This window comes from Pontibacter chinhatensis (genome assembly GCF_900113285.1).
Taxonomy (GTDB): domain Bacteria; phylum Bacteroidota; class Bacteroidia; order Cytophagales; family Hymenobacteraceae; genus Pontibacter; species Pontibacter chinhatensis.
Genome location: NZ_FOOT01000004.1, coordinates 158,567 through 172,899, shown reverse-complemented (window position 1 = coordinate 172,899; position 14,333 = coordinate 158,567). Strand labels below are relative to the sequence as shown.

Here is a 14,333-nt window from a genome sequence, read left to right as displayed (position 1 = left end):
ATACATGGGGCTTGAATAAAATACAGCCAGACCTGAAGCAGGCCTGGCTGCAGATACCTCCCAGAAAATCTGTTGGCGCAAATTAAACCTGTGGAGGCTGTTGCTTAATCGGAATCTTCTCACAATCAAACACACAAATTTATGGAAAACAGTCTTTACTACCTACTAAAAGGTAGTCCGGCCAGAGCTTTATCTATGCTGCTCGCGGTATGGTGTCTTAGTTTTTCCTCCTATGCGTCAAGCTCCGGACCTGATATGCAGCGTGAAAGAGTCACCTTAACCTTACAGAAATCTACTCTTTTAGAATTTATCAAGCGTGTAGAAGCACAGACCCCCTTCCGGTTTACGTTTGACGAGGCGGAACTGGCAGGCAAGAACGACATAACTATCAGAGTCTATAAAGAGCCCCTGAGCAAGGTGCTGGAACGAATTTCATCACAAACAGGCCTGGAGTTCAGGCTCATCAACAACAACATCCACATTCGTAGCCAGGCTATCCAACCCAAGCCACTTCCGGCCAGCAACAGCAACGCACAGGAGCAGGTGACAGTGACAGGCCACGTGACAGATAAGAAAGGTGTGGCCCTCCCGGGTGTAACTGTGCTTTTAAAAGGCACTACTACCGCCTCTCCCACTGACGTAGAGGGCAGGTATTCTATCAGGGTGCCAAAGGGGCAGGGCACGTTGGTTTTCTCTTTCATCGGGTACCAGACGCAGGAGGTTGACATCGACAGCAGGGCCAGCATTGACGTGACGTTAGTCGATGATGCCAGGGCGCTGGAGGAAGTTGTGGTGGTAGCGTATGGCACGACAAGCAAGCAGAAAATAACTAGCTCAGTAAGCACACTCCCTGTTGAGGAACTTGCCAGTATACCTGTCCAATCGGTCAACGATGCCATCGCTGGACGGGTGCACGGGGTGATTGTTACCTCTTCCACCGGTGCCCCTGGCTCCAAGAGCAGTATCTCCATTAGGGGTGGCGGCACCCCCTTGTATGTGATTGATAATATTATTCGTTCACAAAACGACTTCCAGAACCTGAACCCCAACGATATTGAATCTTATTCCGTGTTGAAGGATGCCGCCGCTACCTCATTGTATGGAGCATTGGGCGGTAACGGGGTAGTGCTGGTGACCACCAAAAAAGGTAAGGATGGCCAATTGAATATCAACTATTCCTTCAACCAGATCTATTCGCAGCCTACAATTTTCCCGGACAGGGTGAGCTCCTACGAAAATCTGGCGGCCATCAATGAGGTGTACCGCGCAGAAGGTAGGGAGGTGCCTGTATCTGAAGAAGAGCTGGGTTACTACAGAGATCAGTCCAGGCCATTTGAGTACCCAAATACAGACTGGCAAGGGATAGCCCTGAAAGATTATTCACCGGAGCAGCGGCACGACCTATCGCTCTCAGCCGGAGGGAAAATGCTGTCCTACTATGCATCGGGCTCCTACTACCATCAGGGTACTAACCTTAATACAGACAACAACTACAACGACAGGATCACCTACCGTCTGAATACTGTTGGAAACTTTGACAATATCCACCTGAAGGTCACCACAGGTATAGATGGCTTTGTTGAGACCAATTCAGTTCCGAACTCCTCTACTGCCGGTGGCTATGGCCAACTGTTTCAGCACATACAGCAAAAGGGCTCTACCCAGCTGGCATATAACGAATTTGGACTTCCGTACAACGGTACGACAGACAACCCGGCTGTCGAACTCTCCCCGTTTTCAGGATACCATAAAAACACCTCTCGTGTGTTTAACAGTATTTTAGGGCTAGAGTATGAAGCCCCTTTTCTGGAGGGACTAGGCCTGAGAGCGACGGGTAACTACAATATGTGGAACTCGATGAGCAAATCCTGGAACGCGACGGCTCCTTCTTATGCCCTCAACAGCCGTACGCCAATCCTAGGTAATCCCCCTAGTCTGACGGCAGGTCGAGGTGATGGCAGCACCCTGCTGTTACAGGGCTTTATCACCTACAATAATTCTTTCGGAGACCATAACATTGATTTTGCCGGGGGCTACGAACAAGCCTATAACAAGAGCGGTTCCCTTACTGCCACTCGCCAGCGGTACCAACTCCAGTTCGATCAGTTTGTGGCAGGCCCCACGGTGGATCAACTTGCGAGCGGCTCGGAGAGTGAAAATGCCCGTGCAGGCTTTTTAACGCGCTTAGGTTATAATTTTAAGTCTAAGTATTTCCTGGAGGGTACCCTGCGTTACGACGGCAACGACCTGCTGCCGGCCACGAAGCAGTGGGGCACGTTCTACGCCGTTTCCGGTGGATGGGCACTGTCAGAAGAAAGCTTCATGTCTTCACTTAAAGACAGCCATATCCTGGATTTCCTGAAAATCAGGGGTTCTTACGGCCTCACAGGTATATTAGATGGCATTGCACCCTTCCAGTATGTGCCGGGTTATAATGTGAATGCCAACGCCTGGGTTATAAATGACCAGCCGGTGCAAGGCACCTCGGAGCCAGGAACATTGCCAAGCACTAATTTTTCCTGGTTTAGCATCCGGAGCAGGAATATAGGTTTAGACTTTGGCAGCCTGAACAACCGCCTGACAGGTTCAGTTGACTATTTCTACATGCGAACTACTGGGTATGTCAGTGCCGATACCAGGTATGCTGCTCCGCTCGGCATAGGTTTACCGCCTATCAATAATACAGACGCCGCTCTTAGGAGAGAAGGTGCCGAGTTTAACATCGCATGGGCAGATAACGTGGGCAACTTTACTTACAGGGTGGGCCTGAACTATACTTACTTTAACCAGTTGTGGGAAAAAACCTACTGGGAGGATGAGGCCGCTCTTAAGAATCCCTATACCCGGGAGTCGGGTATTAGTCAGGCTGCCCTCACCACAGGCTATATCAGCTCAGGCTTCTACACGAACAACAGCGACTTGCTTGCTGGCGCGCGGCGTATCAGCTCGGTTGACGTAGTGGCCGGTGATTTAAGGTATGAGGATGTGAACGGAGACGGTAAGATTGACGGAAGCGACTTTAGACGCATCGGCAGCAACAGCTTCCCGCGCATGAACTTTGGTACTACTATTGACCTGGGCTACAGAGGCCTTAACCTGAGTGCCGTTGTAATGGGCACAGGTAACAGAGACCGCTATATAGGCGGGGTGGTTCAGGGAAGCAACGTAGAGAATATGCTTATTTACGATTTTCAGCGAGACTATTGGAGGCCGGATAATACGGATGCCCTGTATCCGCGTCAGGTGTCCTCGGCGGGTGTAAACGGGAACAACAACTATACCAGCAGCGACTTCTGGATTCTCCGCTCCGGCTTTGTGAGGCTGAAGTACCTGCAGGTGGGGTATGACCTGAAATCCACTCTCCTGAAAGTTTCCCCCTTCAAGCAGGCGCGTGTGTTTGTTTCCGGCACCAACCTGCTCACAAGCTCAAAAAGTATGGATTATTTCATCGATCCTGAATCGAACCAAAATAACGAGGACTATCCTATCCAGCGCACCTTCGCTTTGGGGGTAACTGTAGGGTTTTAATGATTCAGCTAACTTAAATGGATTTACAGATGAAAAATATCAGAATATTCAGAATATCACTGCTTCTGGCAACAGCCCTTACAGTTGGATCCTGTGAAAAAGCGCTGGACACGGAGCCATTTGATAAGATAAGTGAGGATGTGGTGTGGAGCACCAAAGCCAACGCAGAAACCTTTATCTTCTCGACCTATGGCATCATGAATAATTTGGCAGGAGGGCCCTCAACGGATGCACGCACCACCAACCTGCTTGCTTTCGACGGAGAGTATAATGGACCGGCCACGGTGTTCAATGAGCGGGTAGACAGAAATGCCGATTACGGCTTCAACAACTGGGGTGCCATCAGGCGCTGTAACATGATCATTACGAAAGTGGCTAAGTCACCAGGTATTTCTGAAGAAGACAAGAAAGCGCTGATTGCCGAGGGCAAATTCCTGCGAGCCATGTCTTACTACTCCGTGGCTCGCAATATTGGCCGCATTGTGTGGATTGACAGGGTACTGGGCCCTGATGATGACATGATGTTGCCAAGCACCGGTTCTCCGGCAGAGTCTTATGAACATATTATAAAGGACTTGGAAGATGCAGTGAAGGATTTGCCTGCCACTAAAGACAGAGGAAGAGCCAACAAGTATACTGCAGCTGCCATGCTTTCAGAAGTGTGCCTCCAAGCGCTGGCGTACCAGAACTACCCGCAGGCTCCGAATATTGATGCATCCAACCCTTTGCTGGAAAAGGCAATCCAGTATGCTAACTTAGTGATAAACGAGGGAGGCTATACGCTGGAAAGCGATTACGGGTCTATGTTCAATGATATCAACCCCAACTCTTCTGAGATAATCTTTGCCATCTACCGCAAGGCAATTAACACTGCCTCTCATAATACACCGATGCAAAACATGGTGCCGAATATGAGCAACGACCAGATTAAGCGGGGTAATGGCAGCCCGCTGCTGAATTCCCAAATCAGGATATTCGAAGCTTGGGTGCAGCATGGGCCTACGCAGAACCTAGCCCAAGACTACTTAGTGATAGATAAGGCCAATCCAAACCTGGCGCTGCCCTGGGATCAGACCTCACAGTATAAAGAGGCTGTGGATGAAATGGCCTCCATTCCGACAAGTCTGATACCACAAGCAAATGGCGAGGCATCGGTGCAAAGTGGCGTTATAAAGCCTGGTAGCTCCGAAACAGTGTGGACATTGACCAATATGGGGCGTGATGCCCGCTGGAGTGCCTCTATCCTCAGTGATTCCTCTGCCCAGTTTTACGGTGAGACGCTGACGATGGGGGTTCAGGGTAATGCCAGCCGCTGGTTGAAAATGAACGGGTATGCCTATTACCAGAGCTTAAGCAATATGTATTGGCGCAAAGGAATCTACAATAATGTTAGCCCCAGAATTTACGTGGGCATTCCGACAGACTATCACTACGTGATAACTCGTCTGGGCAGGGTATACCTGAACCTGGCAGAAGCCTACCTGCTGAAGGGAGATCTGACCAATGCCTTGGCCGCCTTTAACCAAACACGCACGGTGCATGGGAAACTGCCTGCTTCCACAGCTATTACAATAGCCGAGGCATGGGAAGACTACAAGCGAGAGAGAAGGGTAGACCTGACGCTGGAGAACGACTATTACTGGAGCCTGCTGCGCTGGGGAAGATATGGCGGGGCAGCTAATCACGGCAATGCGCCTGGAGGCACTATTCCGGAGCTCACCGAAGTGCCGAGAGTAATCGATATCAGCAAAAACAGGAAAGCATACTCTATTGTAGAAGGCTCGTTCTTTGGCGCCAACAACGTGCGGATATTTGATCCCTCCAGAAGGTACCTAATGCCGATTGCGCAGAGTTATCTGGACAGGAACGCTGCTTTTGGACCACAGAACCCCGGTTGGTAGTTGTTGCTCAACATTATAAAACTGACTTTATGAAAAAGCTAATAAACAATGGTGTAAGGCTAGGGGTGTTCCTGGCTATCGCTTTACTCAGCTCATGTCTGGAGAAAGACCTGCCGGCCTATCCTAGCTGGGAGGGCAACAGTATAGACAATGTGTATGTGGAGCACCGGTACGAGGGCGGAAAGACTTATGGAGACGCACCCGTCGTGGCTTATCAGCGACTGACCGTCGCTAAGACCGTGGATGAGGCTAACAGCACTATTCACTTGCAATTGACAGTTCCGGGGCCAAGCGGTTCCTTTACAAGCGAGGAGCGCCAGAAAGTAGACCAGCGTCGTCTGTGGATGTACTTTGATGTGTCTACAGCCGCCAAAGTAAAGCCTGTTAGCGGGACTCCAAAGCTTGGGGAACCGACCGACCTGACGGTGCCTCAGAAGTATGAGGTGATAGCAGCTAATGGCGACAAGCGGGTATGGACAATCCAGGTGGACCCACTGCCGGTGATAAACAAGTATGAGGGGACCTACGCCTCTACCGGGAAGCGCTATAATTTTGCCTCTAAAGCAGATGCGCCGGATAATCCTGTCTCCGAATCCCCCTGGGCTTTTGACACCTATGTGTCTTCTGTGGACGCGACCACTTCTAAAGTGCACGCAGCCAATGCCAACGGAGACTTCGGAAGTATAAACCTTGTTGTAAATTCTGATAACACGGTCAAAGTAGTGGCTACGAGCGACACAGGATTGTCTAACCTGGAGCCAACACCAGGAAAAGTAAGCACTTATGATCCTGAGCGAAGAGCCTTTAAATTATACTATCAGTATACCAATGCCGACGGCACGTTCAGGCTGGTGGAGCATGAGCTGATGGGCAAGTAAGCATAGCTCCCTCCCTGGGAGTACAAATTGACTAAACGGGAGGGAGCATTTTGCTTCACATAACTTTACCGTATTTCTAAAGCACATAATAATGCAGCTAAAAATTAATATGTCTTTTCATGCTAGAATATTTAGCGCCTTACTCACCCTTTGTTTCTCCTGTTTTGCGGCTCTCGCACAAAGCCTTGATGTGGAAAGCAAGCGTCTGGCACCCACACCGCCCATGGGCTGGATGACATGGAACTTCTTTGCCGACAAAATTCATGAGCAGGACCTTCGGGAGATGGCTGACGCGATGGTGGCCTCTGGCATGGTGGAGGCTGGCTATAATTACCTTATCATTGACGACGGCTGGCAGGGTGGCCGCGACAACCGCAACAACATCATCGCTGACCCGAAGAAGTTCCCCTCTGGCATCAAGGCCCTGGCCGATTACGTGCACAGCAAAGGTATTAAGCTGGGTATCTACTCTGATGCGGCTCAGCTGACGTGCGCAGGCTATACCGGCAGCCTGGGCTTCGAGGAACAGGACGCTAAAACCTTCGCCTCCTGGGGCATTGACTACCTCAAGTATGACTACTGCTATGCCCCCAAGGACTCTGCCATTGCAGTGGCCCGCTATACCAAGATGGGCGAAGCCCTGCGCAAGAGCGGACGCGACATCGTCTTCGGGGTATGTGAGTGGGGGCAACTCCAACCTTGGCACTGGGCACTCAATGCCGGCGGGCAATTGTGGCGCTCTACCTTCGACGTACGTGATAAGTGGCGCAATTTGGATAAGAGGCACCCAGATCAGGCAGGCTACGGCATCCTTGACATCGTTGACATTAATGCCGACCTCCATGCTTACGCCGGCCCGGGCCGTTGGAATGACGCCGATATGCTGGTGGTGGGGCTCTATGGCAAGCCAGGCCCCTCGGGTGACCTGGGCGGGGTAGGCATGAACGATATGCAGTACCAGAGCCAGATGAGCCTTTGGAGCGTGATGGCCTCGCCGCTGACGGCCACAAACGACGTGCGTAACATGAACGAGGCTACCAAGCGCATATTGCTGAATAAGGAGGTGATAGCTGTGAACCAAGACCCGCTGGGCAAACAAGCGGAGAGAAAAGTAAAGGATGATACTTGGAATGTGTTCGTAAAGCCGCTCCAGAATGGTGATATGGCTGTGGCCATTCTCAATCGGGGTGATGCGGCAAAGAACTACAGCATCGACTGGGCAAATCTGGGCCTGAATGGAAAGTATGAGGTGCGCGACCTGTGGGAGCATAAAACTGTAGGCAAAGGCAAGGGTTGGAAGGGGCTCGTGCAACCGCATGAAACGAAGCTTTTCCGCCTCAAGAAAATATAAAGCCACAGTAAAGTAGCATGGCTAAGGTTTACGTGCTGCCATTGCAGGGACATCAGTCATCTCATGCAAAGGAGAATTGTGCCCGGCAAGGTATAAATTGAACCAGTATGGAGGGTAGCCTGCTGTCTGTACACTTCTAAGTAGAATAGGGACAACTAAAGGCTGACACTTATTATATTTAACCTATATCCTTTAAATGATAAATCACCTGACCTCCTTAAAAAGAACGCTTCTCCTGCTGCCATACTTTCTGTTGCTGCTGTTGCCGGCCCGGGCGCAGGACAAGACGCTGAAGCTGTGGTACGACCAGCCTGCCACCGACTGGATGCGGGAGGCCCTGCCGATTGGCAACGGCTACATGGGCGTGATGTTTTTCGGGGGCGTGGGGGAGGAGCAGCTGCAGTTTACCGAAGGCACGCTCTGGTCGGGTGGCCCGCACTCGAACCCAAAGTATAACTATGGCAATAAGCCCGAAGCCTGGAAGTACCTGCCCGAAATCAGGCAGCTAATTGCGGAAGGCAAACTGAAAGAAGCCAATCAGGTGGTACAAAAACACCTGACGGGCACCGCACCGGCCAAGCTGGAGGGCAGCACCGAGTGGGGCGATTACGGTGCGCAGCAAACCATGGGCGACCTGTACGTGAAGCTCGGCCACGGCGAGGCAGCCCCGCAAAACTACCGCCGCGAGCTGGACCTGAACACGGCCACCGGCAGCGTGAGCTATCGAATCGGCAAGACAAAGTATAAGCGCCTATACTTTGGCAACTATCCCAAAGGCGTGATGGTGTACCACTTCACCTCCAGCCGCCCCGAGAAGTATACCATCACCTATAAAACGCCTCACCCAAAAGATGAGGAACGCTTCGAGAACGGCATTTATACTTTCAGAGGGCACGTGAAGGACAACAAGCAGGCGTTCGAGACAGCCTACCGCCTCGTCACCGACGGAAAAGTGACCTATGAAAACGGCGCCATGCAGGTGAGCAATGCCAAATCGGTACAACTCATTCACACCGCCGCCACCGACTATAGCTGGGAGTACCCCACGTACAAAGGCACCGACTACAAACGTATCGTTTCCCAACGGCTGGAGGCTGTGAAAAGCCAACCTATAAACGCGCTGCTGAAAGAGCACACTACCGATTATACTTCCCTGTTTAACCGGGTAGCCCTCCACCTGGAGGGCAGCAAGTATAACGAGGTGCCAACCAACATCCGGCAGCAAAATTATTTTGCCGGAGCAGAGGACCGGGGGATGGAGGAGCTATACTTTCAGTATGGCCGCTACCTGATGATTTCCGCCTCGCGCCCCGGCACCATGCCCATGAACCTGCAGGGCAAGTGGAACAACAGCACCAGCCCGCCCTGGGCCGCCGACTACCACACCAACATCAACCTGCAGATGCTCTACTGGCCCGCCGAGGTAACCAACCTGGCCGAGTGCCACGTGCCCTTGCTGGACTATACCGAGGCGCTCGTAGCGCCTGGCAGGCAAAGCGCCAAGGATTTCTTCAACACCCGGGGCTGGATCGTGAACACCATGAACAATGCCTACGGCTATACCGCGCCTGGCTGGGAAGTACCCTGGGGCTTCTTTCCGGGCGGGGCGGCCTGGCTGGCCCAGCACCTGTGGGAGCACTATGAGTACACCCAGGATGCCGGGTACCTGAAAAAGCAGGCCTACCCGGTGATGAAGGAGGCCGCCCTGTTCTGGATAGACTACCTCACTCCTGATAGCAGCGGCTACCTGGTTTCTTCGCCCTCTTACTCACCGGAGCACGGCGGTATTTCGGGCGGGGCGTCCATGGACCACCAGATTGCCTGGGACGTGCTCAACAACTGCATCCAGGCGGCTGAGGTATTAGGAACAGACGCAGCGTTTGCCCAACGGGCACAGCAGGTGCGCGACAAAATCCTGCCGCCGCAGGTTGGAAGCTGGGGCCAGCTGCAGGAGTGGAAAGAGGATGTGGACGACCCGGCTAACAAGCACCGTCACGTCTCGCACCTGTTCGCCCTGCACCCGGGCAGGCAGATCTCCCCGCTGGAAACCCCTGCGCTGGCCAAGGCGGCCCAGGTAAGCCTGGAGGCACGGGGCGATGAGGGCACCGGCTGGTCGCTGGCCTGGAAGATAAACTTCTGGGCGCGCCTGAAGGACGGCGACCGGGCGCACAGGCTCTACAAAATGGTTATCAAGCCAGCCGGAGGAAACATAAACGGAGAGTCCTTTACGAGCGGCTCGGGTTCCTACTCCAATCTGCTTGACGCCCACCCGCCCTTCCAGCTCGACGGCAACATGGGCGCCACGGCCGGCGTGGCCGAGATGCTGCTGCAGTCGCAGGCGGGCTCTATCGAGCTGCTGCCGGCGCTGCCGCAAGTATGGCAGTCCGGTGAGGTGAAAGGCCTGCGGGCCAGGGGTGGTTATACCGTAGACATCGCCTGGAAGGAGGGCAAGCTGCACCGGGCAAGTATAAAAGCCGACAAGGAGGGCACCGCCACCCTCAGCTACCAGGGAAAAGAACTCTTGCTAAAACTTTCAGCAGGAGAAAAGCACGAGGTAAGCCTAAAGAACTTTAAAATAGGTATGTAAACTTACGCCTGCCTTTGGAGCTAAGTAGGCTTTGCTTTCCTCAGGTAGGTAGAGTGTTCTACTATTAGATGCGCTATGCCTTATGGCTGGTTGAGATCGTGTCCTCCCGTGAGAAAATAATGGCCAGGGTGCCCGATTAGAGCCGTAATGGCATGTATAACGTCGGGCTTTATTTAGTTTGAAAGGATGACCTAATGACTCAAAGACCAGTATACGCCAGTGTGTCATCCTTTCAAACTAAAGCGCTTGTAGTATTAATTGGTTAGTGCCCTTCAACAGCGTGATGACGTTTTTCCCGCAGCGAATTTTCCTTATATCAGTCAAGCCTGTTTGCTCCCAGTCTTCCCCGTCGTTTACTGTCCTGAACAGTGTCCCCGTTTCCGCCAGCGCGTAGCCCACATTGGTGTCTGGGATAAATTCGACCTGTTTGAAACTGCTGATACCGCCGAACTCTACACCGGTCCAACTCCCGTCTTTGAAGCGGAGCATGCTTTTACGGCCAACGGAGACAAAACTTATGTAGCCTTTGTTCACGCGCTTTCTCCTGTCATCGAGCGTTACCCACAGATCCCCGGACATGGATACGGACAGGGACTGCACTACTAGGGAATCAGGCACGTCGATTATTTTATATTCCGGCTGAAGGCTGGTTGGTATCCGGTATATATTCCCAGGGGTTGTGCTGATTTCATCCTTAGGAAACTGGGGCTCTGTCTCGCTGCCGAAAACATACAGCAACGAGTCCCCTGGAGCATAGGTAAAGCCTTTCACCCCGCGCTGCACATTGATGGAGAAAGGAGAGCCGAGGGCGGTGTTCTTGCCTAAGCTTGCGGAGTAGGAGGAGTCGTTCCCAAAGAAATATATGTTCCCGTCCCCATGATAGGGGCGCTCTTTGGATGTGTGCTCGTTGGCAAAGGTGCCCACCACATAGTTTTTCCCTACGGCTGTGAGGGCAGTAAGATAGAAGTTAGTCGGCACCTTGTGGGTAGTCCAAGATTTGCCCTCGTTTGCGGTCATGGCGATGAACGATGTCTGTCCTTTGTTGGCCAAGTAAGAGTGGAATCCTGAGCTGGAGGCAAGCTGGTTGCTGGTGATTACTGTTACATACCCGGAGTCTGGGTCAGCCGTCTTGTATGCCTGCCAGCTGTTACTGCAGGAGACGCCCGCCAGGGATAAGGCTATCGCAAAGGCTGCAAGGGCAAGGGGTTTTTGCTTGGTCTTATGGAGCCTGCTACCCAGCATGAGCAGCAACGCCATAATCGCCAGCAACCCCATGTCTAGTAACGAGGCGTTGATTGCTTCCTTTTGTAAGACACCTCCGTTGCCGATGACAGCACCGTGGCTTTCGTCTATGAAATGGAAATGCGAGACCTTAAAATCTGGGGGCGTTTGTACGAGAGTCACGCTGCTCCCATAGAACTTATATAGTTGCCCCTTGGTGTCTAGAAAATACCCAAGGGAGTCTGTCAAGAACTGGAAATCCTGAATTTGCTGAACCTGCTCGAAGGTGAATGTTTTCATGTAGTATAATGGAAGGTATACATTGATAGCTCACCTAAATATAGCATGTCGCTCAGCTAATTGAAAGCTCTTTGCGGCAGTTATTCCTAGTGAAGATGCGTGCTCTTGCATGGGACAACAGAGGCTGCTTTGGCCTCACCCGAAAGTCGAGTATGTCTAAACGGGGCTTAATAGAGCCAAAAGAATAGGTGATAGGTCGTAAAGAAACTACTTGTGACAGCAACTGCAATTCTCAAGAAGCCGCTTTACGTCCTTCAATGATGCTCTGCTCACCGCCATGCTGATGGTGGACACGTTCACGGAGCTGCTGCCCCTATGCCCGTTCTCCTGGTCTTTATTAGGCACGGTCAGGCCGGCCATTTCCGTTGTAGCGGTGAGGGTATAAACCAGCTTCCTTGTCTGGGTGGAGTAAAGCTCAAAGGTAACGCTGGCTTTGGTGTTGCCGCTTTCCAGCTTGCCGCCAAATTGCTGCACTTCCTGCCTCTCCCCGGCACTAACCGAGGTGTAGCCTAAGCCCGCTGCCTGGTTGCCTACTGCCCACCTCAGGTAATAGGCATAGCCCATCTGCTCCATCTTGGCCAGGCTGCTTGCGTCTGTGGCTGTCTCCGGCCTGATGCCGTGCATACGTAGGTCCATGTCTTGCTCCACAGCATAGGCTGGCTGTAGCCCGGCCTCACGGAGTTGGGGCTCCAGCATCTGGTATAGTTCATACGATTGATTAGCCGGTACGCCCGCCGCCTCACCTAGCAGCAAGCTATCCCCTGACGCCAGAGATGTGGGGCAACCTCCAATATAGGAGGTATATCTGGTGGAAGGAATGCACCCAGTGATGAAGTTTAACAGAAGCAACAGGGTGACTGCTTTAAGGGAAAGGATGACCAGGAAGGAAGTTCGTTGCATAGCGGTGTAAGCAGGTAGTGTGTCTGAGCAATCCTCGGCAATATAGGGCTTTTCATAGAATTGTATGTCACGCTCAACTCCATTAGGATCGGAAGTGTCTCACTACTGCGGCATGTGAGGAATGGTGCTAAACATGAACATCGCCTGGGAAAGTATAGGGCGAAGAGTACTGCTGCTTGCGCTACAATGGGTCCTACTTTCTCGGGTAGGAAAGTATAGGCTACAGTAACCCAGCAGGTATACCTCTCTTAAGAGAATAATGACTGGGGTACCCATTGAAAACCGTAATGGTATGTATTATGTATAATACTGGCCCGTTCCAATTTTTAGCCTGTTCACAGCCATCGTCTCAAAGGCATGCATACGAACTTGCTGTTGAAAAGGGAAGGGCAGAAAAGATCTCAGCACGCTGCTCTTGCAGAAGCTCCTGGAGAACTTGTGTGCCTATTATAAGCAGTACAGGCCAAAGATGTGGCTCTTCGAGAGTCAGGCAGGTGGGAGTACACAGTGGATAGCTTCTGCAGCGTGTTCCGGGCCAGCAAGGAGAAAGTCGGGGTGAAGGCGCCCGCCACGCCCACACGCTGCGCCACTCGTTTGCTACCCACCTGCTGGAGTAGGGGACGGACCTAGAGCTACATCCAAGTGCTGCTGGGTTATCGAAGCAGCAAGACCGCCGAGGTCTACATCCCGCATGACCTCCCACGGCTTGGATAAAATCACCAGCCCACTGGATAATCTCTAGTAAACTCTTATATTAGCTTTACCATATATGGCCATGCACGCTTCACTCACTTCTACACGAACCTTCCAGCAACTGAGCGCCAAGGCACGCTGCAGCAATTACATACAAAGTGCAGATAAGCGTAGGTTGTCGTATGTCTGGTAGTTGGTGGTATTTTTATAATAGATGAAGAAGATTTTCTCAATAATATCTTTTTGGATAGTGGCGATTAGTTGTAGTGCTCAACAAGGAAGCCTATTTGTTATTAAAGATTCTACTGTTGCAAAAGATTTCAAACAGGTCCATGAAAGTTACTTAGCAACAAAGAATGCTTTTCTATTCGAAGACGACAACTATGCCGTCAGGAAAACTTGTAGCGGAGAATGGGGTGGCTCAATCTGGTTCAAAAATAAAAAGACAGGAATTGAATACGCTTCTGAAGCAACTTGTCCTGTTGTTGTAAACAAACTTGACGGGAAATACATAGTAACAAACACCCTCGCTCATTTAAGTGGCTTCACACAAGTGCTTGAGATTAGCAACCCTGACTCTTTGGAAATATTCGAACTACCTAAACCCAGACAAAAGAAAGGGAAGACTATTGTTCGCTATGTTGGTGACAATCAATCAAAATCAAAGAAAGGAACAATACAACTCATAGATAGTGTCGGTGTGCTGACGCTTGCGAGTTTTCCTTATCAAGGCGACCTGTTTCATATCATAACTGATTTCAAAAGGACGTTTGTTTCTAAGATTGAAAACAAAAGATTTGTGACTATTGATACAGTTTCTAATGAAGGCATTTGGACATATAACCCAGAAGTAATCAAGACTAAGAATGACCAATACATAGTCTTCTTCAACAACAAAGAAGTGAAAGGGTATCTAGAAATAGATGATAATCTAATCACTTTGTACAGGTTCAAAGAATAACTAACCACCAACC

8 protein-coding genes are annotated in these 14,333 nt (G+C 51.3%); 6 read left to right on the top strand and 2 right to left on the bottom strand.

What is annotated here, in order from left to right; all coding sequences use genetic code 11:
- Positions 1 to 255 precede the first annotated feature (255 nt).
- From BM040_RS12735 to BM040_RS12715, 5 genes are all read left to right on the top strand, one after another.
- The gene (locus tag BM040_RS12735) at positions 256 to 3,528 is read left to right on the top strand and encodes a SusC/RagA family TonB-linked outer membrane protein (protein ID WP_175491060.1); all 3,273 of its coding nucleotides are present in this window, start codon (positions 256 to 258) and stop codon (positions 3,526 to 3,528) included.
- A gap of 29 nt (positions 3,529 to 3,557) precedes the next feature.
- Entirely contained in the window at positions 3,558 to 5,429 is a 1,872-nt protein-coding gene (locus BM040_RS12730) for a RagB/SusD family nutrient uptake outer membrane protein (RefSeq protein WP_175491059.1), read from the top strand.
- A 29-nt stretch (positions 5,430 to 5,458) separates the two neighbouring features.
- Entirely contained in the window at positions 5,459 to 6,307 is an 849-nt protein-coding gene (locus BM040_RS12725) for a DUF5018-related domain-containing protein (protein WP_092101910.1), read from the top strand.
- 190 nt (positions 6,308 to 6,497) lie between these two features.
- Positions 6,498 to 7,658, top strand: coding sequence for a glycoside hydrolase family 27 protein (locus BM040_RS12720; RefSeq protein WP_217646781.1), 1,161 nt, complete (start codon positions 6,498 to 6,500; stop codon positions 7,656 to 7,658).
- Positions 7,659 to 7,854: 196 nt separating this feature from the next.
- Positions 7,855 to 10,245: a glycoside hydrolase family 95 protein gene (locus BM040_RS12715; RefSeq protein ID WP_092101907.1), complete on the top strand. Its 2,391-nt coding sequence runs from the start codon at positions 7,855 to 7,857 to the stop codon at positions 10,243 to 10,245.
- Positions 10,246 to 10,482: 237 nt separating this feature from the next.
- Here the strand turns inward: BM040_RS12715 and BM040_RS12710 are convergent, their stop codons facing one another.
- Both BM040_RS12710 and BM040_RS12705 read right to left on the bottom strand, forming a co-directional pair.
- The gene (locus tag BM040_RS12710; protein WP_092101904.1) at positions 10,483 to 11,766 is read right to left on the bottom strand and encodes a hypothetical protein; all 1,284 of its coding nucleotides are present in this window, start codon (positions 11,764 to 11,766) and stop codon (positions 10,483 to 10,485) included.
- 207 nt (positions 11,767 to 11,973) lie between these two features.
- On the bottom strand, positions 11,974 to 12,519 hold the full coding sequence (locus tag BM040_RS12705) for a hypothetical protein (protein ID WP_139217808.1): 546 nt from the start codon (positions 12,517 to 12,519) through the stop codon (positions 11,974 to 11,976).
- A 1,054-nt stretch (positions 12,520 to 13,573) separates the two neighbouring features.
- Here BM040_RS12705 and BM040_RS12695 point away from each other — a divergent pair.
- The gene (locus BM040_RS12695; protein WP_092101898.1) at positions 13,574 to 14,320 is read left to right on the top strand and encodes a hypothetical protein; all 747 of its coding nucleotides are present in this window, start codon (positions 13,574 to 13,576) and stop codon (positions 14,318 to 14,320) included.
- Positions 14,321 to 14,333: the final 13 nt, after the last annotated feature.

Bases quoted from the DNA above. Each gene is read 5' to 3' on its own strand.
- BM040_RS12735 (WP_175491060.1), top strand. From the start codon at position 256: ATGCAGCGTGAAAGAGTCACCTTAACCTTACAGAAATCTACTCTTTTA.
- BM040_RS12725 (WP_092101910.1), top strand. From the start codon at position 5,459: ATGAAAAAGCTAATAAACAATGGTGTAAGGCTAGGGGTGTTCCTGGCT.
- BM040_RS12730 (WP_175491059.1), top strand. From the start codon at position 3,558: ATGAAAAATATCAGAATATTCAGAATATCACTGCTTCTGGCAACAGCC.
- BM040_RS12715 (WP_092101907.1), top strand. From the start codon at position 7,855: ATGATAAATCACCTGACCTCCTTAAAAAGAACGCTTCTCCTGCTGCCA.
- BM040_RS12710 (WP_092101904.1), bottom strand. From the start codon at position 11,766: ATGAAAACATTCACCTTCGAGCAGGTTCAGCAAATTCAGGATTTCCAG.
- BM040_RS12695 (WP_092101898.1), top strand. From the start codon at position 13,574: ATGAAGAAGATTTTCTCAATAATATCTTTTTGGATAGTGGCGATTAGT.